The organism is Paraburkholderia sp. RL17-381-BIF-C, assembly GCF_046026435.1.
Lineage (GTDB): Bacteria > Pseudomonadota > Gammaproteobacteria > Burkholderiales > Burkholderiaceae > Paraburkholderia.
The window spans coordinates 19,555-42,608 of the sequence record NZ_JARESX010000064.1 but is presented as its reverse complement, the minus strand read 5'-3'; the positions used below and the strand labels follow the sequence as shown (position 1 = coordinate 42,608).

Below are 23,054 nucleotides of genomic sequence, written 5' to 3'. Positions count from 1 at the left end.
AAATTTTGAAAGGCCCGCATTCGTGCGGGCCTTTTCTTTTTCCGCGTCACATTTCTGCACGCCCGATCACAGCTCCGGGTCGATACTCTCGCAGCAATCCCGAACATAGTGGACGCTGTCCGCACTCGCCTGCAAAAGCCCGATGATCGGCTCGCCGTTATACGATGGCGGCTTGCGGCATGCATCCCGCGCCAGCCCAGGCGCTCAATTTCTGGCGATCCCATGAAACCCACTTTGTTGCGCATCGCGCTCGCGGCGACCGCCGCGCTGCTGCTGCCTTCGGCACACAGCGAAGAAGTCGGCAGCGTCAATACCAACTTCCACGTCACGGGTTCCGACCGTGTGGTCGTAGAAGCCTATGACGATCCCGTGGTTCAGGGCGTGACCTGCTACGTATCGCGGGCGCGTACGGGTGGTGTCAAGGGGACGCTCGGCATCGCGGAAGATCCCACGGAGGCGTCGATCGCTTGCCGTCAGGTCGGCGAAATTCACTTCACGGGTCCTGTGAAGAAACAGGCCGACGTGTTTTCGGTGAGCATGTCGCTCATCTTCAAGTCGCTGCATGTGGTGCGCGTCGTCGACGCGAAACGCAACTCGCTGGTGTATCTCACCTACAGCGACCGGGTCGTGAGCGGTAGCGCGAAGAACAGCGTAAGTGCCGTGCCGATGCCGGCCGGCACGACGATCCCGCTCAAGTAAGCGCCCCGCCCTACGGAAAAACGCAGCCGGCCGATTCGATGGCGTGAATCGGTGGCCTCAGGCGGTGGGAGGAAAGCTACTGCTCGAACCGAGGCATCACGCTCCGGCAGGAAACACCCGCACGAGCCCCCGGCCGATGAAGCGCCGCCCTTCACGACGCGCTACACTGACCGGTCCTGCCGGACCCTCATCATGACCACCGCCCATCGTTTCCAAGATTCCGCCCGCTACTGGCGCACGCCGCTTCTGCCCGGTGCGGACCTGCTCACGGCCGAATATCACGATCACGAGTTCACGCCGCATTGGCACGACGCGTACACGATTCCGGTGATCGTCGCGGGCGCCGAGGGTTATCGGTACCTCGGTTCCGACTACGTGGCCGAAGCCGGCAGCGTGCCGATCATCAATCCCGGCGAGTTGCACACCGGCTCGAAGGCGGTCGAGGCAGGCTGGCGGTATCGCGTGATGTATGCGCCGGTGGATTTCATCCATTCGCTCGCCAATGAAGTCAGTGGCAAACCGCAGACGTTGCCGTGGTTTGCGCCCGGCGTGATCCGCGATCCTGATCTGGCTACGCGGCTCGCGCACGCGCATCGCCTGCTGGAGGCCGGCGACGACGCGCTTGCCGCCGAGGCCGCCATGCTCGACGCGTTGTCCACGCTGCTGGTGCGCTATTCGCAAACGCGCCCGGCGCGCGCCCGCCTCGCCACCGACGACGCACGCGTGGCGCTCATGCAGGAGTGCCTGACGGGCGACCTCGCCGAACCCGTCACACTCGCCGAAGTCGCTCAGGCGGCGGGGCTTTCGCCGTTCCACGCGGCACGTCTTTTCACTCAAACGACCGGCTTGCCGCCGCATGCATGGCGCAATCAGGTGCGCTTGCAGCGCGCGCTCGCGCCATTGCGCGCCGGCGTATCGGTCACGGATGTCGCCGCCGCCAGCGGCTTCACCGACCAGAGCCATTTCACGCGGCATTTCCGGCGGATGTTCGGCGTGCCGCCCGGACGCTGGCAAGGCGTCTGACAGGGCGTGGGTGTTGGCGTGGGTGTTGGCGTGGGTGTTGGCGGGACACTGGCGTTGGAGGCAAGCAGCGCGTCCGGCGGCCTCAAAGAGTCCAGCCGCTAAAGACAGCCTTAGCGCGAACGTTGCCGGCGACCTTTACCGCTGTTCCGGGCGCTCTAACCGCCAGAGACAACGCTAGCGCGAACGTTGCTAGCGACCTGTGCACGCCCGCTGCCTGGGACGCCCCGGCCGCCGGCGTCATCCCAGCACGAAATTTGCTGCCAACCTTTGCGCGCACCGCCGCGTCGCTCATTCCGGCCGCACGACACGCCCCGGCGCGCAAGCCACCAACCAACGACATCGCCACGCGTCAGCGCATCGAGACACGCCCAGCCGCAAGAACGTACAAGCTCCGCCGGGCCGCCCCCGCTAAGCTTCCCGATTCAAGGAGGCAAGATTGACCCATTCCACCGCAGGCCAGCCCACGAGCCATGGCCATCTAAAAGAGTTCACCGCCGGCGCGCGCGACATCATTCCGATGATGGTCGGCGCGGCGCCTTTCGGCGTCATTTTCGGCACACTCGTCGCATCCGGTCCGCTGCACCTCTGGCACGGGCAGTTGATGTCGCTCGTCGTGTTCGCCGGCTCCGCGCAGTTCATCGCACTCGGCCTGATCGCGGGTCACGCCAGCTTCGCCGTGATCTGGGCGACTACGCTGGTGGTCAATTTGCGTCACGTGCTGTACAGCGCCACGCTCGCACCGCACGTCGCGCATCTGTCGGCGCGCTGGCGCTGGGCGCTCGGCGCGCTGCTCACGGACGAAGTCTTCGCCGTCGCGTGGGAGCATTACCGGCACCGGGAGCCCGGCACGGTCGGCCCGCACTACTTCTTCGGCGCGGGTCTCGCCATGTACCTGAACTGGCAGATCTGGACCGTCGCCGGCCTGTTGTTCGGGGCGGCGTTTCCGGGATTGCAATCGCTCGGCCTCGATTTCGCAATGGTCGCCACCTTTATCGCGATCGTCGTGCCGCAACTCGTGGCGCTGCGCTATATCGCGGCCGCAGTGACCGCGGGCACGCTGGCCTTCTTCTGGCAGGCGTGGCCGTACAAGCTCGGGCTGCTCGGCGCGGTATTCGCGGGCGTGGCGATCGGCGTCCTGCTGTCGACCTCGCGCCCCAACCTGCGCGGCACGGGCAAAACAGCGGAGGCGTCCCGATGAACTACGTCGTTCTGATTCTCGGCATGGCGGCCATCACGTGGGTGATCCGCGCCGCGGTCTTCGTGCTCGGCGACCGGCTCGTGTTTCCGCCGCTTGTGCGCACCGCCCTCGGCTTCGTGCCGGTCACCGTGCTGACCGCGATCATCGTGCCGATGGCGGTTTCACCGCACGGCAGCAATGCCGAGCTGACCTGGCGCAATCCGCAACTCGTCGGTGCGCTGGCCGCGGTGCTCGTCAGCGCAGTCACACGTCGGCCGCTTCTGACCATTGCGGTCGGCCTGGCGGTGTTTTTTGTCTGGCAATGTATCGTGCTGAAATAGGTGCACGCCGCCTTCATGGCGGCATCCCGGTCGTCCGGCTTGCGACACGCAAGCGCATGCCGGGCGACGCTTCCCTCTAAAGCGGGCGCACCCGCCCCGCACGCCCTTAAGTTTCCCCCCGATCCGCCGTTATGCAGTCGAGGTCCGCTCGTCGGGATACGTCCCGCTGGTTACGCGGCAACAGGCAGGAATCAAGCGCGCCGGCATCGAACGTCGCGTCTCCCAAGGCCCGCGCGGCCGGGTGGCGCGGTGAAGCCGCGCGGCAGGACCAAACGGGATAACTCATGGGTCAAATCACCCTCACGCTCAAAGACGAGACCATTGCGACACTGCGCAAGGATTTCGACGCTTTTCTGCGGGTATCGCTGAAGCTCGATCCGCAGTTCGCGACGCCGTCGTTTGAGGACTTTTTGCGCGCCAAGCTGCTCGACAATATGGTGCCGCTGACCGAACACGCGGTTCAGCGGATGTTGCAGGGCGGCCAGTACGCTTGGGCCAAACGAACGCTCGACAAGGAGTTTCCGGACGTCGTCGCAATCCTGATGCGGCAGGCGGGCGAATTCGGCTTCGGTTTCGCGGCCCGCTCGGAATGGACGCCGGAAGAACTCGCCAAGCAGTGCCGCGACTGGGCGGCGGCGATCGTCAAGGAAGCGGAAGGCGACGCCACGCTGGTCGACCCGCTCGCGGCGCAGATCAAGAGCGCGGCGCAGGACATTCAGGCGCTCGAGGAAGTCATGCAGACACCCGCCTGGAGGCTGGTGGAATCGCTGCGCCAGCGCGTCTACGAGGCCAAGGTGGCGTGCGAAACGAGCGTGGGGAGCACCGCGCGCGAGAAGCTCGGCGAACTGCGCGGGCTTCTGCGGCTGGGCATCTCGCACGGCTCGTTCCAGAAACAGGAAGCGCAGCAGATCATGGAATTCCTGCGTTTGCTCAAGCCGGAGATTTTCGTCGAAGAGCCGTACGACGTGTTCTCGCGCATGGCGGCCTGGCTGCGCAACTTCTTCGTGCCGCCGCGTCCGGCCCCGCAGCAACAACAACGGCAGTCGCGCTGAAGCTCGAAGCCTTCGGAAACGAGCGCCGACTTACTGGCAGCCAACCTATCTGGTCGAAGCGCCGCGTGTCTTGCAGAACGACTCCGGCGCGCGTGCCCCGGGGGCGGGCCGCGACCCGCAGCCGCCGAAAAAACGTCATCTCCAATAGCGCGCCTCGCCAAAGGGCCTTTTTTCTCGCGCGGGCGCCCGGCGTCAAGCGGCATCAATCGTGTCACGGCAGGCGCCGCGCCCGTAACGGCGGCACCCACCGCATTCTCAATCCCACATCTTCCTGAGTTTCGCCGCGATCTCGATCTTCGCCTGCGCGGCGGCGGCCAGCCCGGCCGCCGTGGGCGCGCTCGGAACCGGCACCCGCGGCCACGCGTAGGCGTCGAACAGCGGCATGAGATGCGCGGGAATAAAGCGCGTACGCGACGCCCACACGTGACGATCACCCATATGCGTCTGGTTGTGCACGTAAAAGCGCTGCGGCACGACGATATGCAGATCCTCTTTCGCGCGCGTCATCGCCACGTAGAGCAGGCGGCGCTCCTCGTCGATTTCCTCTTCGCTGCCAGTGCCGAGGTCGGAGGGAATGCAGCCGTCCACACCGTTCAGCACGAACACGTTGCGCCACTCCTGCCCCTTCGCGGAATGAATCGTGGAGAGGATCAGGTAGTCTTCGTCGAGCAACGGCACGCCGGATTCGTCGCTGGTGGCATCGGGCGGATCGAGCGTCAGCTCGGTCAGAAAGCGTTCACGCGACGCATACGTGCCCGCGATGCTCTCCATCTGCAACACGTCCGCATGGCGGATCGCAGCGTCCTCGTGGTTGCGCTCGAGATGCGGCTCGTACCACCGGCGCACCATCTCGAACTCGGCGGGCCACGGCGTCTGGCGGCCGTACACGCTCGACATCAGCTTGACGAACGGATGCCAGTCTTCCTGCGCGCGAGCCGGCGCGGCGAAGGCCGCCAATGCGCCACCGGCGGTGTCGGCCGGATTGCCGCTGCCCGCGCGCGCGACGATCTCGTCGAGCACCTTGGCAGCCGTGGCCGGCCCCACGCCCGGCAGCAACTGCACGACGCGAAAGCCGGCGACGCGGTCGCGCGGATTTTCCGCCCAGCGCAGCACGGCGAGCACGTCTTTCACGTGCACCGAATCGAGAAACTTCAAGCCTCCGAATTTCACGAATGGGATGTTGCGCCGGGTCAGTTCGATCTCCAGCGCGACGCTGTGATGCGCGGCGCGAAACAGCACCGCCTGTGATTTGAGCTTCATGCCCTGCTCGCGCGCCTCGAGCACCTGTTCGACGATGTAGCGCGCCTGATCGGCCTCGTCGGCGACGCTCACGAGGCGCGGGCGCTGCGCCGACGCCTTGTCGGTCCAGAGATTCTTCGTGTAGCGCTCGCTGGCCAGTTCGATCACCGCGTTCGACGCCGCCAGAATCGGCGCGGTCGACCGGTAATTGCGCTCGAGCGTGACCTGTTTGGCCGGCGGGTCGAAATGCGCGGGGAAATCGAGAATGTTGCGCACGGTCGCGCCGCGAAACGAATAGATGGACTGGGCGTCGTCGCCGACCACGGTCAGGCCGCGGCCGTCCGGCTTCAATGCGAGCAGGATCGACGCCTGCAGACGGTTGGTGTCCTGATATTCGTCCACCAGCACGTGATCGAAGCGCGCCGACAGGTCGGCGGCGATGGCCGGCTCGGCCGCCATGTGCGACCAGTAAAGCAGCAGGTCGTCGTAGTCCAGCACGCTCTGCTTCTGTTTGGCCTCGACATAAGCCGCGAACAGCCTGCGCAGATCGGCTTCCCATTCACGGCACCAGGGGAACGCACTGTCGAGCACCTGGCCGAGCGACGCGCCGGCGTTCACAACGCGCGAGTAGATGGCAAAGCACGTGCCCTTGGCCGGGAAACGCCGCTCTTTCGCCGACAAACCGAGCTCGTGGCGCACCAGATTCATCAGGTCGGCGGAATCTTCGCGGTCGTTGATCGTAAAGGCCGGCGCGAGGCCGATCAGGTCCGCGTACTCGCGCAACAGCCGCGCGCCCACGCTATGGAACGTGCCCGACCATGTCAGCCCTTGCGCGAGCGCGGCTCGCGTGCCGAGCGCCGCGCCGGCGATGCGCGTGACGCGCCGGGTCATTTCGAGCGCAGCGCGACGCGAAAACGTTAGCAGCAGGATGCGGCGCGGATCGGCGCCGTTCACCACCAGATTGGCGACCCGGTGAGCGAGAGTGTTGGTCTTGCCGGAGCCGGCGCCCGCGATCACCAGCAATGCGCCGGGCGGCGCGGTAGGCGTGTCGGCGCCGTACTCGACGGCTTCGCGCTGCGCGTCGTTGAGCTTTGCCAGCCAGGCGGCGGTATCGAACGACGGGGATTCGGCGACGGAGAGCACGATCGGTTTGGACGTTAGGTGGATTCAGTACGGCGACGCATACTGTATATCCATACAACCCTCGTCGACAAGCGACCCTTTTTTCGACCGCGCGCCCTCGGCGGCCGGCATCCCGCCGTATGACAATTGCGCAAATGAAAAATGGCCCGTGGCGTGGAAGCGCACGGGCCATTTCTTTGAAAACGCAACGCGAAGCCGTTCACACGTCGCCGCGAGGCCAGCGGTCAAGCCGGGCTCGGTCTTCGCGTCCTTCAGGGGCTACTGCGTCTTCGCGTCCTTCACATTGGCGTCGGCCTTGGCCTTATCGGCGTCGGCCTGAGCGTCGGTTTTCTTCTTGTCCGCCTTGGCTTGCGCGACGGACGCTTTCTTATCCGCCTTCGACTGCTCCTTGGCCGCCTTCTTGTCGGCATGGGTAACCGGCGCCGCAGCCGGATCGCTAGCCTGCGCGAAGGCAACCGACGACAGGCAGCCCGCGATCAACGCGGCCGAAATTCTGGACTTCATGGACAGAGTGATATTCATGCGATACCTCCGTGAAACGAGATGCCTGGACCTTGCGATCCTTCAAACGCGATCGGTCAAGGCGGCGGCGTTGGCAACCTATGCCGCCCCGCCACCGCCTTGATGCTCAGCCTCGGTCTTAGTGCTTGACGTCGGCGCCGTCCGCCTGGACGCCGGCCTGGCCTTGCATGTCCATCTTCATTTCGTTGTTGGCGGCCTGCTTATCCGCCTTCTGGTTGATCTTTGCGCCGCGCACCTCTTCCTTGTACTGCGCCTTGGCGGCCTTCTGCTGGTCCTTCAGCTCGGCCTTGGATGCCTTTTTCGACGCGCGATATTCAGCGTTGGCCTTCGCATTGGCGTCGCGCTTCTGCACCAGCGGGTCCGTCGAACCCGACGCCGTCAGGCGCGCCGGGGGCGGCGTCACCGGCTGCACGCCCTGCGCGGCGGGTGCAGCGGGCGCAACGTCGGCGCCTTGCATCTGGACTTGCGGCTGGCCGTTGACACCCTCGGCCGGTTGCGCAGTCTGCGCAACGGCTGCGGTGGCCGCGAACGCGGTCACGGCGGCAGTCAGGGCGGTATTGATCAGAAGCGTTCGAATTTGGGTCATGACTCATCCTCTCTAAAGTTGTTGTGACGCGGGCGACCTGTCCGGCGTTACGCATTCTCGAGCCGCTTTGCAAGCTTGCTCTGCGTGCCTCGCCCGGTCTGCTCGCTGCCAGATCAATCCAGCAGGCTTTACCACTGACCTGCACTTTACGAGTGAAGTTCGTGTCTTACGAACGGTGTTACGCAACGTTTCACTTTCTGACAATCACATAACATCTGCTTGCAGATGCTCACGCAGAGTCGGCGCACACCTTGAACTTCATCCAGGGCAAGCTTCTGGCTTATGATGCGAACCCCTTGCCTGAAGGCGCAAACGCCATGCCCAACCTAGATTTCACCCTCACCGGCGACTACGTCGAACTGCATAATCTGCTGAAGATAACGGGGCTTGCGGACAGTGGCGGCTCGGCAAAAATGATGGTGGCGGACGGTGCTGTCACCGTAGACGGCCGGGTCGAGACGCGTAAAACCTGCAAAATCCGCGCGGGCCAGGTCGTCTTGCTCGGCGACACGCGGATTGCGGTTCACGAAGCCTGACGCAACGCCCCGCCGCTCTGCGGTTTCCGAAAACTCGGAGGAGGCGCGCGCACCAAAATCGTGCCGTCTCCATCGACAGCGCCGCGCCTAAGCAATAAGCTGTCAGTTTCGACAGACAAACAATCGGCTGACACGCCGGCTGGCGGTTGCTTCGTGCGCTTGTTTCGTACGATTGCCTCGTGCGTTCACCAAGGCCCGCCGAACCGCTGCCCTCGCCACCGCCCGCGCGACTACCGCGCCCGCCGTCGCGCTGTCGCCACTTCCGCTGCCAAGCGCTCCATGACTCAATCCGGCTTCACCCGGGTGGCCGCCCGGCCGCCGACCCTGACCCGCCACGCGGCGGACACTGCCCGCCTCGCCGCGCCGCTCGCCATTGCGCAGCTCTCGCAAATGGCCATGGGCGTGACCGACACGATCCTGCTCGGCTCGCTCGGCCCCGACGCGCTCGCGGCCGGCGGCCTCGGCGCGAACCTGTTTTTCGTGGTGGTCACGCTGCTGCAAGGCGTGCTGACCTCCGTCAGCGTGAGCGTGTCGCACGCGCGCGGCGCAGAGGACGAGGGCCGCGTGCCGCACATCTACTGGACCGGTTTCGTGCTGTCCGTGCTGCTGTCAGTGCCGGCGTTCTTCCTGCTCTCGTTCGCCACGCCGATCCTGCTCGCTTTCGGCGAACCCGCGCTGCTCGCGCACAACGTCGGTGAGTACGCGGCGGTGCTGCGCTGGGGGTCGCTCGGCAGCCTGATCGGCGTCGGCCTGATGCGCTCGTTCCTGCCGGCCATCGGCGCGGCCAAACGGCTGTTGTGGGTGTCGCTCGCGAGCGTCGGCGTGAACGGGTTTCTCAACTACGGGCTGATTCACGGCGCCTATGGTTTGCCGCGGCTCGGCTTTCTCGGATCGGCGGCCGCGACTTCCATCACCGTCTGGCTGAGCGCGCTCGTGCTGATGGCGCTGTTGCATTTGCGGCCGCGCTACCGGCACTTCGTCGTCGCCACCCGGCCGAACGTGCCGTTGATGGGCGAACTGTTCGGCATCGGCTGGCCGGTCGCGATCACCTACGGTGTCGAATCGACGCTCTTTCTCGCCACCGGCCTGATGGTCGGGCTGCTCGGCGAGTCGCAACTGGCCGCGCATCAGATCGCGCTGAACGTCGCCTCGGTGGCCTTCATGGTGCCGCTCGCGATCGGCCAGGCGGCCAACGTGCGAGTTGGCTTCTGGTCCGGCGCCGGCCAGCCGCTCGCCGCGCGCCATGCGGGGTTTGTCGCGCTGGCGCTCGGCGTCGCCTTCATGACGCTGTCGGGGCTCGTGCTGATCGCCGCGCCGCACTGGATCGTCGGCCTCTATCTGCATCTGGACGATCCGGCCAACGCGGCCACGGTCGCGCTCGCGAGTTCGCTGCTCGGCGTGGCGGCGATCTTCCAGATCGTCGACGGCATGCAGACGGTCGGTTCCGGCTGTCTGCGCGGCCTGAAAGACACCCGTGTACCCATGATCGCCGCCGCGTTCGGTTACTGGGTGATCGGTTTCCCGACCGGCTACACGCTGGCGTTTCACTTCGGTCTCGGCGCGCGCGGCTTGTGGTGGGGACTCGCCGCCGGCCTCGCGAGCGTCGCACTGCTGATGACGCTGCGCTTTCACAAACTGAGCCTGCGGCGCGTGCCGGCCAATCCCGTTTGAACGATGCCCGACTGGTTGCACGCGCAACCACCGGCGCACGGGAAATTCGCCGCGAACGGTAAAATACCGTGTTCCGGCGCATGGACGCGCACCCGCGTCCATGCGCCGAAAACCCACTCGCGCGCCTCAAAAAGGCCCGCGCAGCCCGACGGCTCATCACCCGCCATCACGGCTTGCCGCGCTCACGCGGCAGACTCCCGCAAGCGCGCCGCCAACGGCGGCGTGCCGCTCGACCGACCCTGCTTCTCGCGATAAAACATAATCAAGGAACACCTCTCATGCTTGCCCGCGTCACCCGTCTCTTCCCGCTCTGGGCCGTGATCGTTTCGATTGCCGCGTACTGCTCGCCCGCCTCGTTCTCAGGCATCGCGCCGCACGTCACCACGCTGCTGACCATCATCATGCTGGCAATGGGCGTCACGCTCTCCGTGGCCGATTTCCAGCGTGTCTTCACGCGGCCCGCGCCGGTGATCGCCGGCATCGTGCTGCACTATCTCGTCATGCCGCTCGCCGCGTGGGTGATCGCCAAGGCGTTGCGCATGCCGCCGGACCTCACCGCCGGCATGGTGCTAGTGGGCAGCGTGGCGAGCGGCACGGCGTCGAACGTGATGATCTACCTCGCGCGCGGCGACGTTGCGTTGTCGGTGACGATCAGCGCGCTGTCGACCCTCGTCGGCGTATTCGCGACGCCGCTGCTCACGCGTCTTTACGTGGACGCCTCGATCGCCGTCGACGTACACGGCATGCTGATGAGCATCCTGCAAATCGTCGCGTTGCCGATCGTGGTCGGCCTGATCGTCAATCATCTGTTCGGCAAAATCGTGCGCAAGATCGAACCGGTTCTGCCGCTGATCTCGATGGTCGCGATCGTGCTGATCATCGGCGCGGTGGTGGGCGGCACGCAGAAGAGCATCGCGTCGGTCGGCCTCGTGGTGATGCTGGGCGTGGTGCTGCACAACGGCATCGGTTTGCTCGGCGGCTATTGGGGCGGGCGTCTGCTCGGCTTCGACGAAGCCGTGTGCCGCACGCTCGCCATCGAAGTGGGCATGCAGAACTCGGGCCTCGCCGCGACGCTCGGCAAGCTCTATTTCACGCCGATCGCGGCGTTGCCCGGCGCGCTGTTTTCGGTGTGGCACAACCTGTCGGGCTCGCTGCTCGCCGGATACTGGGCAGGACGTCCCGCGAAAGGCTCGACGCATATGGACGGTGAGCAGGTGTTGAACGCCGAACGCGGGTAACAGCGCGAGCGGCGCGCTTGCTTCGCGATCCCGGCGCGCGCCGGCGTTGAATTTTGGGTTCTGCCGATACGTTCACGACGCATCCGTAGAACCCGCAACGCGAGCGGCGCATCGCGAGATGCAGCGGCCAGACGGCGTATAAGATCAAAAAGCAGAACGACAACCAGAACGAAAACCCGCCCGCCTGATTCCCCTTAGAATGCATTTCTCGACAGCGTGAATACGTCGCGCGCTGTCGCCATGAGAAGCCTGCAAACCAGGGGAGAGAGCGTGCCGTCGCATCCAGATAAAAGCAAAGCCGCACCGCAACGCCATTGCGCGTTCAGCACCCCCCAGCGCAAGAACGCCTGGGGCACCACGAGACATTTCTTCCTGCTGTGTTGCGCAACGGCACTATTGACCGCCTGCGCCACCAAGCCGCCGGCCACCGAGTTCGACCGTCACATCACGCACGCCCTGCCCGTCACGGAAACCACGCCGCTTCGCACGGCACTCGCGCCGCTCGAAGCCGCGCATCCGGATCAATCCGGTTTCCGGATCCTCCCGAACGGCACCGACGCCTTGCAGATGCGCATTGCGCTCGCACGCGCCGCGACCCGAACCCTCGACATGCAGTACTACATCGCGAACGAGGACACCACCGGCAAGCTGCTGCTCGGCGCCGCGCTCTTTGCGGCCGATCACGGCGTGCGGGTGCGCATGCTGGTCGACGATCTCAACTTCAAGGACATCGACCGCGTGATGGCGGGCTTGAACTCGCACGAGAACATCGAAATACGCGTCTTCAATCCGTTCGGCAGCGCGCAGGAAGGCATGTTCGAACGCACCACGAACGTGTTCACGCAAATCGGCCATTTCACGCGCCGCATGCATAACAAGGCGATGATCGCGGACAACCAGCTGGCGATCGTGGGCGGCCGCAATCTTGGCGACGAATATTTCAGCGCGAGCGAAACATTGCAGTTCCGCGACCTCGACGTGCTCGCCGCCGGCCCGATTACCGCCGACGTCTCCGCGAGTTTCGACGACTACTGGAACAGCAGCATCTCCTATCCGTTGCGCGTACTGAACAAGCAGAAGTTCGACGCGAAGGAATTGGACCAGACACGCGACGAGTTGCGCCAGCACTGGCGCACCAACGCCGATCCGTACAACGCGAAGCCGCTGAACGCCACCCCGCTCGCCTCGCAGATCGCCAAGGATCAACTCGGCCTGACCTGGGCGCGGGCGGAGTTCAAGGCGGACCTGCCGGAGAAGATCGTGCATCCGTCGCCGGACTATGTGAGCCCGCCGATGCAACGGCTCGGCGAATTGATGCGCGACGCGCAGAAAGACTTCCTCGTCATTTCGCCTTACTTCGTGCCGCACGAAGCCGGTGTGAAGACGGCCGGCGAACTGACGCATCGCGGCGTACGCATTGCCGTGCTGACCAATTCGCTCGCCGCCACCGACGCCGTCGCCGTGCAGGCCGGCTACAGTCCGTTTCGCGTACCGCTGCTGCAACAGGGCGTCGAGTTATACGAATTCAAGCCGCAGCAGAACATGCCGAGCGTGGGCTTCGCGGGCTCGCGTTCGCGCGCCAGCCTGCACGCCAAAACGTATGTGATCGATCGCAAGATTCTGGTGATCGGCTCAATGAACCTCGACCCGCGTTCGGCCAATCTGAACACCGAACTGGCGCTCGTGATCCACAGCCCGCCGCTCGCCGAACAGGTCGCGCAAATCTTCGAACGCGCCACGAGCCCGGAGGAAAGCTATCGCGTCACGCTCGCCGACGACGCGCAACTCGCGTATCTGCGTTCGATCGGCGCGCCGCTCTCCCCGCTCGTGTGGACCGACGTCGAAGACGGCACGCGCCGCACCTACATTTTCGATCCGCAGGCCGGTTTATACCGGAATGCGCTAACAGGTCTATTCTCCCTATTGCCCGTCAACGCAGAACTTTGAAGCGGAGTTGAACATGACTGAAGACGTACGATTGGAACGCGACACGTTCGGCGAAATCGCCGTGCCGAACACTCGTCTATGGGGCGCGCAAACTCAGCGCTCGCTGCAGAATTTCCGCATTTCGACCGAGAAGCAATCGCCCGAACTCATCACCGCGCTGGCCGTCATCAAGCGCGCCGCCGCCGAAGTCAACCTCGGCCTCGGTGTGCTCGACGAGAGCAAGGCAAAGGCGATCATGCAGGCCGCGGACGAGATCATCGACGGCAAGCACCCGGAGGAATTTCCGCTCGCTGTCTGGCAGACCGGCTCCGGCACGCAGACCAACATGAACCTCAACGAGGTGATCGCGAACCGTGCAAGCGAGCTGCTCGGCGGCGAGCGCGGCGAAGCGCGCAAGGTGCATCCGAACGACGACGTGAATCGCGGCCAGTCGTCCAACGACGTGTTTCCAACCGCCATGCACGTGGCCGCGGCCTATGCGATCGTCAAGCATCTGCTGCCGGCGCTGAAGACGCTGCGCGACACGCTCGACGGCAAGGCGAAAGCGTTCGTGGGCATTGTGAAGATCGGCCGCACGCATTTGCAGGACGCCACGCCGCTTACACTCGGTCAGGAGTTTTCGGGTTACGTCGCGCAACTCGAACACGGCATTCGTCACGTCGAATCTGCGCTGCCGCATCTGTACGAGCTCGCGCAAGGCGGCACGGCGGTCGGCACGGGTTTGAACGCGCATCCGCAGTTCGCCGACAAGGTGGCCGCGGCAATCGGCAAGCTAACCGGCTTGCCGTTCGTCTCGGCGCCGAACAAATTCGAAGTGATGGCCGCGGCCGACGCGCTGGTGTTCGCGCATGGCGCGTTGAAAACGGTGGCGGCGAGCCTGAACAAGATCGCCAACGACGTGCGCTGGCTGGCAAGCGGCCCGCGCTGCGGCCTCGGCGAACTGTCGATTCCGGAGAACGAGCCGGGCAGCTCGATCATGCCGGGCAAGGTCAATCCGACCCAGTCCGAAGCGTTGACGATGCTGTGCTCACAGGTGTTCGGCAACGACGTTGCGGTGAATATCGGCGGCGCGAGCGGCAACTTCGAATTGAACGTGTTCCGGCCGATGATCGCGCACAACGTGCTGCAATCGGTGCGCCTCCTCGCCGACGGCGCGCACAGCTTCAACGACAACTGCGCGGTCGGCATCGAGCCGAATCACGAGCGCATCGATACCCTGCTCAATGAATCGCTGATGCTGGTGACGGCGCTCAATCCGCACATCGGCTACGACAAGGCCGCGAAGATCGCCAAGAAGGCGCACAAGGAAGGCACCACGCTGAAGGCGTCGGCGCTCGCGCTCGGGTTCGTCACCGAGCAGCAGTTCGACGAATGGGTGCGGCCGGAAGACATGGTCGGGCATTCGTCGGCGTGATCGGCCGCGCCGCTGCGCCGGGGCCGCCGGATCGAGTGGCCCGGCCAGCGTACGTTGAGCCGCTACGGTGATTTGGACACCGTGACTGGAAGTACAGCAACAGCAGGCCGCGCGAACACAACATTCGTGCGGGCCTGCGAGCGGCGCTTCAGGGCGCCGCTTAAACCTTGCCCTGCGCCACTTCTTCCGGCTTCAGTTCGACGATCGCGTCGAGCGCTTCCTTCACGTCCATCGCGTACCGGGCAAGGCGCTTCTGTTCGTCCGTCTCCGGCACGAAGGCCGGCACGGGCACGGGCTGGCCATTCTCGTTGACGGCGACCATCACGATCAGGCAATCCGTGGTTTGCAGCAACTCGCCGCCCTTCGGGTCGCCGGCCTGCACCGAAACGTGAATGTGCATGCTGGTGCGGCCCGTCGCCACGACCCGCGCGCGCAACTCGACCAGATTGCCGACCAGAATCGGCCGACGAAAGCGGATATTGCCCACGCTGACCGTCACGCAATAGCGCCCGGACCACACCGCCGAGCACGCGTAAGCGGTCTCGTCGATCCACTTCATCAGCGCGCCGCCATGCACCTTGCCGCCGAAGTTGACCGAGGTCGGTTCGGCAAGAAAGCGGAAAGTGGTTTCGGAACGGTCCAGCGGCGCTGCGGCAGGGGTGCTCATCTTGACTCCGGTCAATCGATGCATTGAAAGGAGGCGATTATACGAGCGCAATATTGACCTCGTCTCCCGCGCCGGTTGAGGCGTCAGATCCGGCGAGAGTGCGTCTTGAATTTTTCGGGGCGCTTTGGTTTCGCGTCCGCGATCAACTTGCCTCGACAAGCTCGGAAGCGCTCTCACTGCGCGGCGGCCCGGCCGACATGAAACGCTCGCGATAATCCAGCGGCAGCACGCCGAAACGCCGTAAAAACGCCCGCCGCAGATTCTGTTCACTGCCAAAACCACAGTCCAACGCAATCCGCTTGAGCGGACGGCGCGATTCGGCGAGCGCCCGCGAAGCCGCTTCGAGCCGCAGCGCCGAGACGGTTTTCGCCGGCGTGCGACCGACCTCGTCGACATAGCGGCGCGCAAAGGTGCGCGGGCTCATGCGGATTCGCTCGGCGAGCCGCTCGACCGACAGGTCTTCGCGCAGATGCGCCGCCATCCAGCTGTGCAATGCCTCGAACGGACCGTTCGCCGAGGCCTGTGCCGCCAGCGCCGCGCTGAACTGCGACTGACCGCCGGGCCGCTTCATGAAGACCACCAGCCGCCGCGCGGCCTGCATCGCAACGGCGTGGCCGAGGTCCTCCTCGATCAGCGCCAGCGCCAGATCGATGCCCGCCGTCACGCCCGCCGAAGTCCACACGACGCCCTCGCCTTCACGGCGGCCCACATCGCGGATGAAGATCGGATCGGCGTCCACCTGGACGCTGGGAAAGCGCTGCGCGAGGTGCGGGGCGTCGCGCCAGTGCGTGGTAGCGCGGCGGCCGTCGAGCAGGCCGGCCGCCGCCAGATAGAAAGCGCCGGTACACACCGAGCACACGCGCCGCGCTCGCGGAGCATGCCGTCTGATCCATGCGACGAGTTCGGGCTGGAGTGTGCAGTGCTCGTCGACCGGGACGCCGGGGATGATCAGCGTGTCGATCGGCTGGTCGTCGAGCGAATCGAGCCGCTCGGTGACGATCGGCAGACCGGGGAAAGTCTGCAATATGCCGCCGTCGATCGAGGCGACCGTCGTGCGATAGGCCACGGCTTGCGCCGGGCTGCCGGTCGAACCGGCCGCTCTACCCGAGCCGCCCGCGCTGGCACTTTCAGCAGGATTCACGACGCCGGAAGCACCGCCACCGGCGTTCCCGGCAACCGTCAACTCCGCGCGCCAGAACGCCTCCAACGGCCCGCAGGCGTCGAGCAGCACCAGATCCGGCGCGACCGCGAACACAATATGACGCGCCACCATCAGGACATCTCCCCCGCCACCTGCCGCCTGCGCGACCACGCGTAGCCCACCGTGGCGAGCGCCGCCGCGCCGAGCAGCGGAAATATCGCGGCATTGATCGTCGCCCAGCCGAAGCGGGCCAGCAATTGACCCGCGAACAGCGAGCCCAGCGCGGAGAACGCGAAAGTCGTGAATTCGCTGGCCGCCTGCGTCTTGGCGCGCTCCGACGGCCGGTACGATTGCGCGAGCAGCGTCGAGCCGCCGACGAACATGAAATTCCAGCCCACGCCGAGGCAAGCAAGCGCTGCGTAGAAATGCGGCAGATCGGTCGAACGCAGGGCGAGTACCCCGCACAGCGCCGACAGCGCGATGCCCACGCCGATCACCGGCAGCACGCCGAAGCGTTTGATCAGCCGCGCGGAAAACAGCGACGGCGCGAACATGCCGACCAGATGCCACTGGATGATCGCCGCGCCGTCACCGATCGTGTGGCCGCAGGCGAGCGCGGCGATCGGCGTGGCGGTCATCACGAACATCATCACCGCATAGCCGAGCGCATTGTTGGCGAGCGCCGCCGCAAAGATCGGCTGCCGCACGATTTCGCCGAGCGGCCGCGCCGCTTCATGACTCGCCGCCGTGCTCACGGCCGGCGCCGCGTCGCGATACAGCAGCGCCAGCAACGCGACCGACACCAGCCCCAAACCGGTCACGAGCGCATACGAACCCGCGAACGCGACCGGTGCCAGCCAGTCTTTGCTCCATGCGGCAAGAAGCGGTCCGCAGACAGCGGCCACCACGCCGCCCGCCAGCACGGTTGAAATCGCGCGACTTTTGTCTTCTATGCCGACGGCGTCGGCTGCGGCCAGCCGGTAATACTGCGCGAACGCCTGGAATACGCCGACCGTCGCCGTGCCGGCGCAAAAAAGCCAGAAACTGTGGTGAAAGATCGCCCATACGGAAACCGCACCGCCGAGCGCACCGACGCCCGCGCCCAGCACGAAACCCGCGCGGCGGCCAATGCGCGCCATCAGGAAAGACGCGAAGATCGTCGTCAGCGCGGCGGCGACGGTAATCAGGGAGAACGGCAGCGTCGCGAGGGCCTTGTCCTCGGCGAGCGTGTAGCCCACGAGGCCGGTCAACGTCAGATCGATCGATACGGATGAGGTGTACAGCGCCTGGCACACGGCCAGCACGCGTGCGGCGCGGCGGTCGTGCGGATCGGCGTCGCGCAGGCCGGTGGAATGGGCGGGAAAGGTGGAAGCGGCGGACGGTGGCATCGATAGGTTCCGGGCGGCGGACGTGAGATGGCCTGATCGTCACACGAGCGCCGTTGGCAGAAATGCCAATGATGCATCAATTTCTGCCAGTCGCTGCGGTTGTCCACGGTCGTCCGCGGTTATTTGCGTAAGCGCCGGCGAGCCGCCTATTTGCGCACCGTGACGCCTTCGTCGATCGTGCCGTACATGGTGATGCTGCCGGTGCCCGCGCCCGAAGACGAACCAGCGCCGCCCTGCGCACAGGCGCTGATCAGCAGGGCCGCGGCAATGACGGCGAGAAGAGTTTTCATGGCAACGTGTTCCTGCGAGGACAGACAACAATTCTAGCCTGGCGGGTCTGCGCGGCATCGAAGCGCCGGCTGGGACGCTCGCTTTCGCTGAAGGCCCGCGTCTTCGCCGGGTTTTCGTAGCTGCCGCATTCGACAGTTCACGCTAAGCTGAAACATCGAATCGCCTGGCCCGATACAGTGGGCTGCATGGCGCCCTGCCCGCGCCGCCCCAGGAGACGTCAAATGACCGCCACCCTCGCAGACGAACAGAACCATTTTCCCGGCCTGAGCCGCATCGGCGCGCTGCTCGCCGATCCCGGCCGAGCCGCTATGCTGTGGGCGCTCATGGACGGCAGCGCCCGCCCGGCCGGCGAACTGACCATGATCGCCGGGCTCTCGCCCTCCGCGGCCAGCGCCCATCTCGCGCGTCTGACCGACGGCGGCCTGCTCGCGCTCGAGGTGCGCGGCCGGCATCGCTATTTCCGGATTGCGTCGCCCGACATCGCCGCGTCGATCGAAGCGCTCGCCAACGTCGCGCAGGTCAGCGCGTCGCAACGTCCGGTGCCGCGCCCCGTGCGCACCGTGCCGCTCGACATGCGCTACGCGCGCACCTGCTACGACCATATGGCGGGCGAGCTGTCGGTGCGCGTGTTCGAGCGGCTGGTCGCGCGCGGCCTGCTGACGCTGCACGGCACGTCGCTGGAAGCCACCGCCGACGGCGCCGCCCGCTTCGCCGACTGGGGCATCGACATGTCGGCGCAGAAAAGCCGGCGCCGCCGCTTCGCCTGCACTTGTCCCGACTGGAGCGAACGGCGTCCGCATCTGGGCGGCGCACTCGGCGCGGCACTGCTCGACTCGTGGTCGTCGCATGGGTGGGTCGAACGCACGGAGCGGCCGCGAATCCTGCGCATCACGCCGGCCGGGCATCGGCATTTCGATGCGTTCCTCGCGGCCTGATGCGCGCCTAAAAGTCCGTCGCGCTTACAGGACATCGGCAATCCGCTTACGATTAACCTATCGAGACCTTTTTCGAGATCTTTTGTTACACGGTGGCAAGGCGGCCTTACAAAAGTGGGGGCCTTGAAACAATCGCCACAGGTAGAGTGACTGCACGGATGCCGCAAGATGCCGCGTTCGTCGGAGATAAATCATGAGAACAGTCACCCCAGACCACCATTCGAACCGCCGGGTCATCGGCTATACGTTGATCGCAGCCGCCACGTTCCTGTTTGCGGCTCAAGCCACCTTGGCGCAGGAAGTCCAGCAAGCGCCGCAGGCCGCCGCCGCATCGCAAAACACCGATCCGCCCGGCCGCGTCGCGCGCCTGAACTACACGGCAGGCACCGTGACCACGGAACCGGCCGGCGCCACCGACTGGTCCTACGCGCAAATCAACCGCCCGCTCACCACCGGCGACCAGCTGTGGAACGATCAGAACGCCCGCTCGGAGCTGCACATCGGCTCGACCGCGGTGCGCCTCGGCCAGTCCACCAGCCTCGACCTGCTGAATCTCGACGACAACAGTGCCCAGCTCAAAGTCGCTCAGGGCACGCTGTCGGCCCGCGTGCGGGAACTCGCGCCGGGCTCGTCCTATGAAATCGACACGCCGAATCTCGCGCTCGGCCTGAACGGACCTGGGGACTATCGCGTCGACGTCGCGCCGGACGGCAGCAGCACCACCGTCACCGTGCGCAGCGGCAGCGCGACGGTGTACGGCGACAACGGCCAGGTGCCGGTTGCGGCCGGCCAGCAGATCCGCTTTGGCGGCACCAACCTCCAGCAGGTCGCCGACAACGGCGCGCCCGGCCTCGACGGCTTCGATCAATGGGCCGCGAGCCGCGACGCTGCCGAAGACCGCTCGGTCTCGGCGCGCTACGTGTCGCGCGACATTCCTGGCTATCAGGATCTCGACGCCAACGGCACGTGGCAGAGCTCGCCGCAATACGGTGAAGTGTGGGTGCCGCGCGGTACGCCCGCCGGCTGGGCGCCGTATCACGATGGCCATTGGGTATGGCAGGCGCCGTGGGGCTGGACCTGGGTCGACGACGCGCCGTGGGGCTTCGCGCCCTACCACTACGGCCGCTGGGCTCAGGTCGACGACACATGGGCGTGGGTGCCGGGACCGGTCGCGGTCAGCGAGCCGCCCGTCTACGCACCCGCTCTCGTCGCCTTCGTGGGCGGCGGAGGCGGCGGCGTGAACTGGGGCGTCGATCTGGCGATTGGTGGAGCGGTAGCGGCGGGCGTCGCATGGTTCCCGCTCGGCCCGGGCGAGCCGTGGCACCCGCATTGGGGCGATCACGATCACTGGAGCCCCGGTTACTACAACCGCGTCAACCAGACGACGATCGTCAACAACTACAACCGCAACGTGAATGTGACCAACATTCACAACACCTATATCAACTACCGCGCGCCGGGCGGCGTGACCGCGATGCCGGCGACAGCCTTCGTACATGGTCAGCCGGTCGGACGCTTCGCCCAGAAGGTCGATCCGCGGCAATGGCGCAACGCGCAGATCAACCCGGGCGGCCCGGGAATCGCGCCGGTGCGGGAGAGTTTCGGCCCGGGTTTGCGCAATGCGAACTACCGGCCGCCTGCGGCGGTGATGGCGCGTCCGGTGGTAGCGACACGTAGTCCGGCGATGCCGGCGGCTTACCACGACAGCCTCGCTCAGCGGTTCGCACAAAGCGGCGGACGGGTGTCGGGCGCCGGCCAGCCTATCGTGCGGACTTCGGTGCCGGCGCATATGGCGGGCGGTCCGAGCGCGCTGCCGGTGCAGAACGTGCGGGTCGTGCAGTCGCATATCGCGGGACGTGCGCCGGGGATGGCGGCGGGCGCGCCGGGTGGGCCTGGCGGCGGGCAGCAGGTGGGACAGCGGCCGGGTGAAGGGCCGCGTGGCGGCATGCAGCAGGCCGGGCAGCAACCGGGTGAGGCGCCGCATGGCGGCATGCAGCAGGCTGGGCAGCGGCCGGGTGAGGCGCCGCGTGGCGGCACGCAGCAAGCTGGACAGCGGCCAGGCATGCCGCCGCAAATGGCAAACCAGCGCCCGGAGCCTCAAGAGTCGCAACGTCCGTCGAACGGTGTGCCGCGTCCGCCGCAAGCGAACGGCGGCAACCCGGGCGGCAACCCAGCGGCGTGGGCGCAGCAACAGCAGCGCGGCATGCCGCAACAGGCAGGTCAGCAGCCGGCCATCAACGAACGCCACGAGCCGGCCTGGACACAGCCGCACACGCCGATGGCCCAGCAGCACGGCGGTGCGCAACAACAGGCTGGGCGGCCGGATCCCGCTCCACAGCACGGCGCTCAGCCACAGGGAAGGCTGCCGGAGACGGCGCAACAACAGCACGGCGCGCCGCATCCCACGGAAAACCCGGCCGTGCAGCAGCAACAGCAGCAGGGGCTTCATGCGCAGCCACAGCCGCAGGCGCAGATGCAACGTCAGCCTGAGCAGCAGATGCCGCGTCCAGCGCAAGTTGAGGCGCAACAACCGCGTCAGGAATATCATCCGCAGCCCATGCAGCAGGCTCCGCGCCAAGAGCCACGTCCTGAGCCGCGCCAGCAACAGGTGCAGCAACAGCCGCGGCCGGAGTTTCATGCCCAGCCACAGCAGCAGCCCCGTCAGCAACAGGCGCAGCAACAACCTCGGCCGGAGTTTCATCCGCAGCCGCAGCCGCCGCGCCAGGAATCACGCCCGCAGCAGGCCCAGCAGCCGCATCCTCAGGCACAGCCGCAGCACGCCGAACAGCATTCAGGTGGCGGAAACCGCGACGAGCATCACAAAGGCTGAGCGCCTCCCGCTTGCGTTTGCAGTCAGCATGAAAAAACCCCCGCGATTCGCATCGCGGGGGTTTTTCTTCATGCGAACCGGGCAGCTTGCCCGCCGACGCTCAAACGGCCATTGGCGCAGTGAGCGGCTCGTGATGCCGGTAGCCGACCAGCGAGAAATCCGACGGCTCGATCTTTTCGAGCCATTCCGGCTCGTACACGCCGGTTTTTGCGTACTCCGGCACGCGATCCGAAATCGCGAAAGCCGGGCTTTCGTACGGCTCGCGCGTGAGTTGCTGCTGCAACATGTCGAGCTGATTCTCGTAAATGTGCGCGTCACCGATGAAATAGGTGAACCACCGCGGCGTATAACCCGTCAGACGACCGACCAGGTGCAGCAACGCCGCGCCTTCGGTCAGATTGAACGGCGTCCCCAAGCCCACGTCATTGCTGCGGATATAAAGGCACAGCGAAATTTCCTTGCGCACCACGTTCGGCACGAACTGGTAAAGCAGGTGGCAAGCCGGCAGCGCGATCTGATCCAGCACCGCGGGGTTCCACGCATGAAACAGAATGCGCCGGTCCGCCGGGTTCTGCATGATCGTGTCGAGGCATTGGCGCAACTGGTCGATCGCTTTGTACAGCAACACTTTGCGGCTGCCATCTTCTTCGAACTCGGTCACCACCTGGAAGCCGCGCGCGGTCGCGTCGGCAAGCTGCGCGCTCGCGTCTGCGTTCAACACCTTGTAGGCCGGCCACTGGCGCCACTGCACGCCGTACACGTCGCCGAGATCGTCCGGGCCTTCGCGATAGGGATTGGCGAGCCACTGCGGATTCTGGTTGGCGTTCGCGTCCCACACCTTGCAGCCGAGGTCGCGGAAATCCGCGGCGCTGCGCGAGGCGCGCAGAAACCCGACCAGTTCGCCCACGGCCGATTTGAACGCCAGCTTTTTCGTGGTGACCGCGGGAAAGCCTTGCTGAAGGTCGAAGCGCAACATGGCGCCCGGCATGCTGATCGTGCGGATGCCAGTGCGGTTCTCCTGCCACGTGCCGGTGTCGAGAATCGTGCGGACGAGGTCGAGGTATTGTTTCATTCGGGTTCCTTCGACGCGGCGCCTGCCGGATAGATCCGGGCGCCACGGGGATTGAGCGGAAAACCCGATTTTAACAAGCGCAGCCAGACGGCGCCCGGTTGGGGCGCGCGGCATTGAAATTATCTCGGGAAAAGGCGGACGC

20 protein-coding genes are annotated in these 23,054 nt (G+C 65.8%); 12 read left to right on the top strand and 8 right to left on the bottom strand.

Features of this window, described 5'->3' with window-relative positions:
• Positions 1-222 precede the first annotated feature (222 nt).
• The 5 genes from P0D70_RS28735 (at position 223) to P0D70_RS28715 (ending at position 4,292) form a co-directional block, all read left to right on the top strand.
• Positions 223-699 (top strand): CreA family protein, encoded by a 477-nt coding sequence (locus P0D70_RS28735; RefSeq protein ID WP_091792538.1) that lies wholly within the window; start codon positions 223-225, stop codon positions 697-699.
• A 192-nt stretch (positions 700-891) separates the two neighbouring features.
• Positions 892-1,722 carry an AraC family transcriptional regulator gene (locus P0D70_RS28730; RefSeq protein ID WP_408186937.1) on the top strand — a complete coding sequence of 277 codons (831 nt, stop codon included), beginning with the start codon at positions 892-894 and terminating at the stop codon, positions 1,720-1,722.
• A gap of 436 nt (positions 1,723-2,158) precedes the next feature.
• Positions 2,159-2,920: an AzlC family ABC transporter permease gene (locus P0D70_RS28725; protein ID WP_408186936.1), complete on the top strand. Its 762-nt coding sequence runs from the start codon at positions 2,159-2,161 to the stop codon at positions 2,918-2,920.
• Positions 2,917-3,240 carry an AzlD domain-containing protein gene (locus P0D70_RS28720; protein WP_091792535.1) on the top strand — a complete coding sequence of 108 codons (324 nt, stop codon included), beginning with the start codon at positions 2,917-2,919 and terminating at the stop codon, positions 3,238-3,240. Before P0D70_RS28725 ends, P0D70_RS28720 begins: the two co-directional genes overlap by 4 nt.
• A 284-nt stretch (positions 3,241-3,524) precedes the next feature.
• The gene (locus P0D70_RS28715) at positions 3,525-4,292 is read left to right on the top strand and encodes a DUF4088 family protein (protein WP_091792534.1); all 768 of its coding nucleotides are present in this window, start codon (positions 3,525-3,527) and stop codon (positions 4,290-4,292) included.
• 255 nt (positions 4,293-4,547) lie between these two features.
• Here P0D70_RS28715 and P0D70_RS28710 read toward each other — a convergent pair whose 3' ends face one another.
• The 3 genes from P0D70_RS28710 to P0D70_RS28700 all read right to left on the bottom strand — a co-directional run bounded on the left by P0D70_RS28710 (position 4,548) and on the right by P0D70_RS28700 (position 7,782).
• Positions 4,548-6,674 carry an ATP-dependent helicase gene (locus P0D70_RS28710; protein ID WP_408186935.1) on the bottom strand — a complete coding sequence of 709 codons (2,127 nt, stop codon included), beginning with the start codon at positions 6,672-6,674 and terminating at the stop codon, positions 4,548-4,550.
• A gap of 258 nt (positions 6,675-6,932) precedes the next feature.
• Positions 6,933-7,196: a hypothetical protein gene (locus tag P0D70_RS28705; protein WP_091792532.1), complete on the bottom strand. Its 264-nt coding sequence runs from the start codon at positions 7,194-7,196 to the stop codon at positions 6,933-6,935.
• Positions 7,197-7,314: 118 nt separating this feature from the next.
• Positions 7,315-7,782 carry a hypothetical protein gene (locus tag P0D70_RS28700; RefSeq protein WP_091792531.1) on the bottom strand — a complete coding sequence of 156 codons (468 nt, stop codon included), beginning with the start codon at positions 7,780-7,782 and terminating at the stop codon, positions 7,315-7,317.
• Positions 7,783-8,099: 317 nt separating this feature from the next.
• Here P0D70_RS28700 and P0D70_RS28695 point away from each other — a divergent pair, with 317 nt between their 5' ends.
• The 5 genes from P0D70_RS28695 to fumC all read left to right on the top strand — a co-directional run bounded on the left by P0D70_RS28695 (position 8,100) and on the right by fumC (position 14,588).
• Positions 8,100-8,318 (top strand): RNA-binding S4 domain-containing protein, encoded by a 219-nt coding sequence (locus P0D70_RS28695; protein ID WP_011489423.1) that lies wholly within the window; start codon positions 8,100-8,102, stop codon positions 8,316-8,318.
• A gap of 279 nt (positions 8,319-8,597) precedes the next feature.
• Positions 8,598-9,989, top strand: coding sequence for an MATE family efflux transporter (locus P0D70_RS28690; RefSeq protein WP_091792530.1), 1,392 nt, complete (start codon positions 8,598-8,600; stop codon positions 9,987-9,989).
• A gap of 278 nt (positions 9,990-10,267) precedes the next feature.
• Positions 10,268-11,227 (top strand): ketopantoate/pantoate/pantothenate transporter PanS, encoded by a 960-nt coding sequence (gene panS / locus P0D70_RS28685; protein ID WP_408186934.1) that lies wholly within the window; start codon positions 10,268-10,270, stop codon positions 11,225-11,227.
• Positions 11,228-11,467: 240 nt separating this feature from the next.
• Positions 11,468-13,174, top strand: coding sequence for a phospholipase D family protein (locus tag P0D70_RS28680; RefSeq protein ID WP_408186933.1), 1,707 nt, complete (start codon positions 11,468-11,470; stop codon positions 13,172-13,174).
• A 13-nt stretch (positions 13,175-13,187) separates the two neighbouring features.
• On the top strand, positions 13,188-14,588 hold the full coding sequence (gene fumC, locus P0D70_RS28675) for a class II fumarate hydratase (RefSeq protein ID WP_408186932.1): 1,401 nt from the start codon (positions 13,188-13,190) through the stop codon (positions 14,586-14,588).
• A gap of 160 nt (positions 14,589-14,748) precedes the next feature.
• Here the strand turns inward: fumC and P0D70_RS28670 are convergent, their stop codons facing one another.
• The 4 genes from P0D70_RS28670 to P0D70_RS28655 all read right to left on the bottom strand — a co-directional run bounded on the left by P0D70_RS28670 (position 14,749) and on the right by P0D70_RS28655 (position 18,074).
• Complete coding sequence (locus tag P0D70_RS28670; RefSeq protein ID WP_091792527.1) at positions 14,749-15,255, bottom strand: acyl-CoA thioesterase; 507 nt, start codon at positions 15,253-15,255, stop codon at positions 14,749-14,751.
• Positions 15,256-15,397: 142 nt separating this feature from the next.
• Positions 15,398-16,528, bottom strand: a complete 1,131-nt coding sequence (locus P0D70_RS28665) for a GlxA family transcriptional regulator (protein ID WP_408186931.1) — start codon at positions 16,526-16,528, stop codon at positions 15,398-15,400.
• The gene (locus tag P0D70_RS28660) at positions 16,528-17,784 is read right to left on the bottom strand and encodes an MFS transporter (RefSeq protein ID WP_408186930.1); all 1,257 of its coding nucleotides are present in this window, start codon (positions 17,782-17,784) and stop codon (positions 16,528-16,530) included. Before P0D70_RS28660 ends, P0D70_RS28665 begins: the two co-directional genes overlap by 1 nt.
• Before the next feature lie 146 nt (positions 17,785-17,930).
• Positions 17,931-18,074 (bottom strand): hypothetical protein, encoded by a 144-nt coding sequence (locus P0D70_RS28655; RefSeq protein ID WP_177204935.1) that lies wholly within the window; start codon positions 18,072-18,074, stop codon positions 17,931-17,933.
• A 222-nt stretch (positions 18,075-18,296) separates the two neighbouring features.
• Here P0D70_RS28655 and P0D70_RS28650 point away from each other — a divergent pair, with 222 nt between their 5' ends.
• Entirely contained in the window at positions 18,297-19,010 is a 714-nt protein-coding gene (locus tag P0D70_RS28650) for an ArsR/SmtB family transcription factor (protein ID WP_091792524.1), read from the top strand.
• Between the two features lie 193 nt (positions 19,011-19,203).
• Complete coding sequence (locus P0D70_RS28645) at positions 19,204-21,840, top strand: DUF6600 domain-containing protein (RefSeq protein WP_408186929.1); 2,637 nt, start codon at positions 19,204-19,206, stop codon at positions 21,838-21,840.
• A 100-nt stretch (positions 21,841-21,940) separates the two neighbouring features.
• Here P0D70_RS28645 and P0D70_RS28640 read toward each other — a convergent pair whose 3' ends face one another.
• Positions 21,941-22,912 (bottom strand): thymidylate synthase, encoded by a 972-nt coding sequence (locus tag P0D70_RS28640; RefSeq protein WP_408186928.1) that lies wholly within the window; start codon positions 22,910-22,912, stop codon positions 21,941-21,943.
• Between the last annotated feature and the right edge of the window lie 142 nt (positions 22,913-23,054).

What these genes read in the sequence shown, in the direction of transcription:
- P0D70_RS28705 (WP_091792532.1), bottom strand. Translation starts at nt 7,196, where the DNA reads ATGAATATCACTCTGTCCATGAAGTCCAGAATTTCGGCCGCGTTGATC.
- P0D70_RS28715 (WP_091792534.1), top strand. Translation starts at nt 3,525, where the DNA reads ATGGGTCAAATCACCCTCACGCTCAAAGACGAGACCATTGCGACACTG.
- P0D70_RS28640 (WP_408186928.1), bottom strand. Translation starts at nt 22,912, where the DNA reads ATGAAACAATACCTCGACCTCGTCCGCACGATTCTCGACACCGGCACG.
- P0D70_RS28735 (WP_091792538.1), top strand. Translation starts at nt 223, where the DNA reads ATGAAACCCACTTTGTTGCGCATCGCGCTCGCGGCGACCGCCGCGCTG.
- P0D70_RS28700 (WP_091792531.1), bottom strand. Translation starts at nt 7,782, where the DNA reads ATGACCCAAATTCGAACGCTTCTGATCAATACCGCCCTGACTGCCGCC.
- P0D70_RS28720 (WP_091792535.1), top strand. Translation starts at nt 2,917, where the DNA reads ATGAACTACGTCGTTCTGATTCTCGGCATGGCGGCCATCACGTGGGTG.
- P0D70_RS28645 (WP_408186929.1), top strand. Translation starts at nt 19,204, where the DNA reads ATGAGAACAGTCACCCCAGACCACCATTCGAACCGCCGGGTCATCGGC.
- P0D70_RS28690 (WP_091792530.1), top strand. Translation starts at nt 8,598, where the DNA reads ATGACTCAATCCGGCTTCACCCGGGTGGCCGCCCGGCCGCCGACCCTG.
- P0D70_RS28695 (WP_011489423.1), top strand. Translation starts at nt 8,100, where the DNA reads ATGCCCAACCTAGATTTCACCCTCACCGGCGACTACGTCGAACTGCAT.
- P0D70_RS28670 (WP_091792527.1), bottom strand. Translation starts at nt 15,255, where the DNA reads ATGAGCACCCCTGCCGCAGCGCCGCTGGACCGTTCCGAAACCACTTTC.
- fumC (WP_408186932.1), top strand. Translation starts at nt 13,188, where the DNA reads ATGACTGAAGACGTACGATTGGAACGCGACACGTTCGGCGAAATCGCC.
- P0D70_RS28665 (WP_408186931.1), bottom strand. Translation starts at nt 16,528, where the DNA reads ATGGTGGCGCGTCATATTGTGTTCGCGGTCGCGCCGGATCTGGTGCTG.
- P0D70_RS28655 (WP_177204935.1), bottom strand. Translation starts at nt 18,074, where the DNA reads ATGAAAACTCTTCTCGCCGTCATTGCCGCGGCCCTGCTGATCAGCGCC.
- P0D70_RS28730 (WP_408186937.1), top strand. Translation starts at nt 892, where the DNA reads ATGACCACCGCCCATCGTTTCCAAGATTCCGCCCGCTACTGGCGCACG.
- panS (WP_408186934.1), top strand. Translation starts at nt 10,268, where the DNA reads ATGCTTGCCCGCGTCACCCGTCTCTTCCCGCTCTGGGCCGTGATCGTT.
- P0D70_RS28680 (WP_408186933.1), top strand. Translation starts at nt 11,468, where the DNA reads ATGAGAAGCCTGCAAACCAGGGGAGAGAGCGTGCCGTCGCATCCAGAT.
- P0D70_RS28660 (WP_408186930.1), bottom strand. Translation starts at nt 17,784, where the DNA reads ATGCCACCGTCCGCCGCTTCCACCTTTCCCGCCCATTCCACCGGCCTG.
- P0D70_RS28650 (WP_091792524.1), top strand. Translation starts at nt 18,297, where the DNA reads ATGACCGCCACCCTCGCAGACGAACAGAACCATTTTCCCGGCCTGAGC.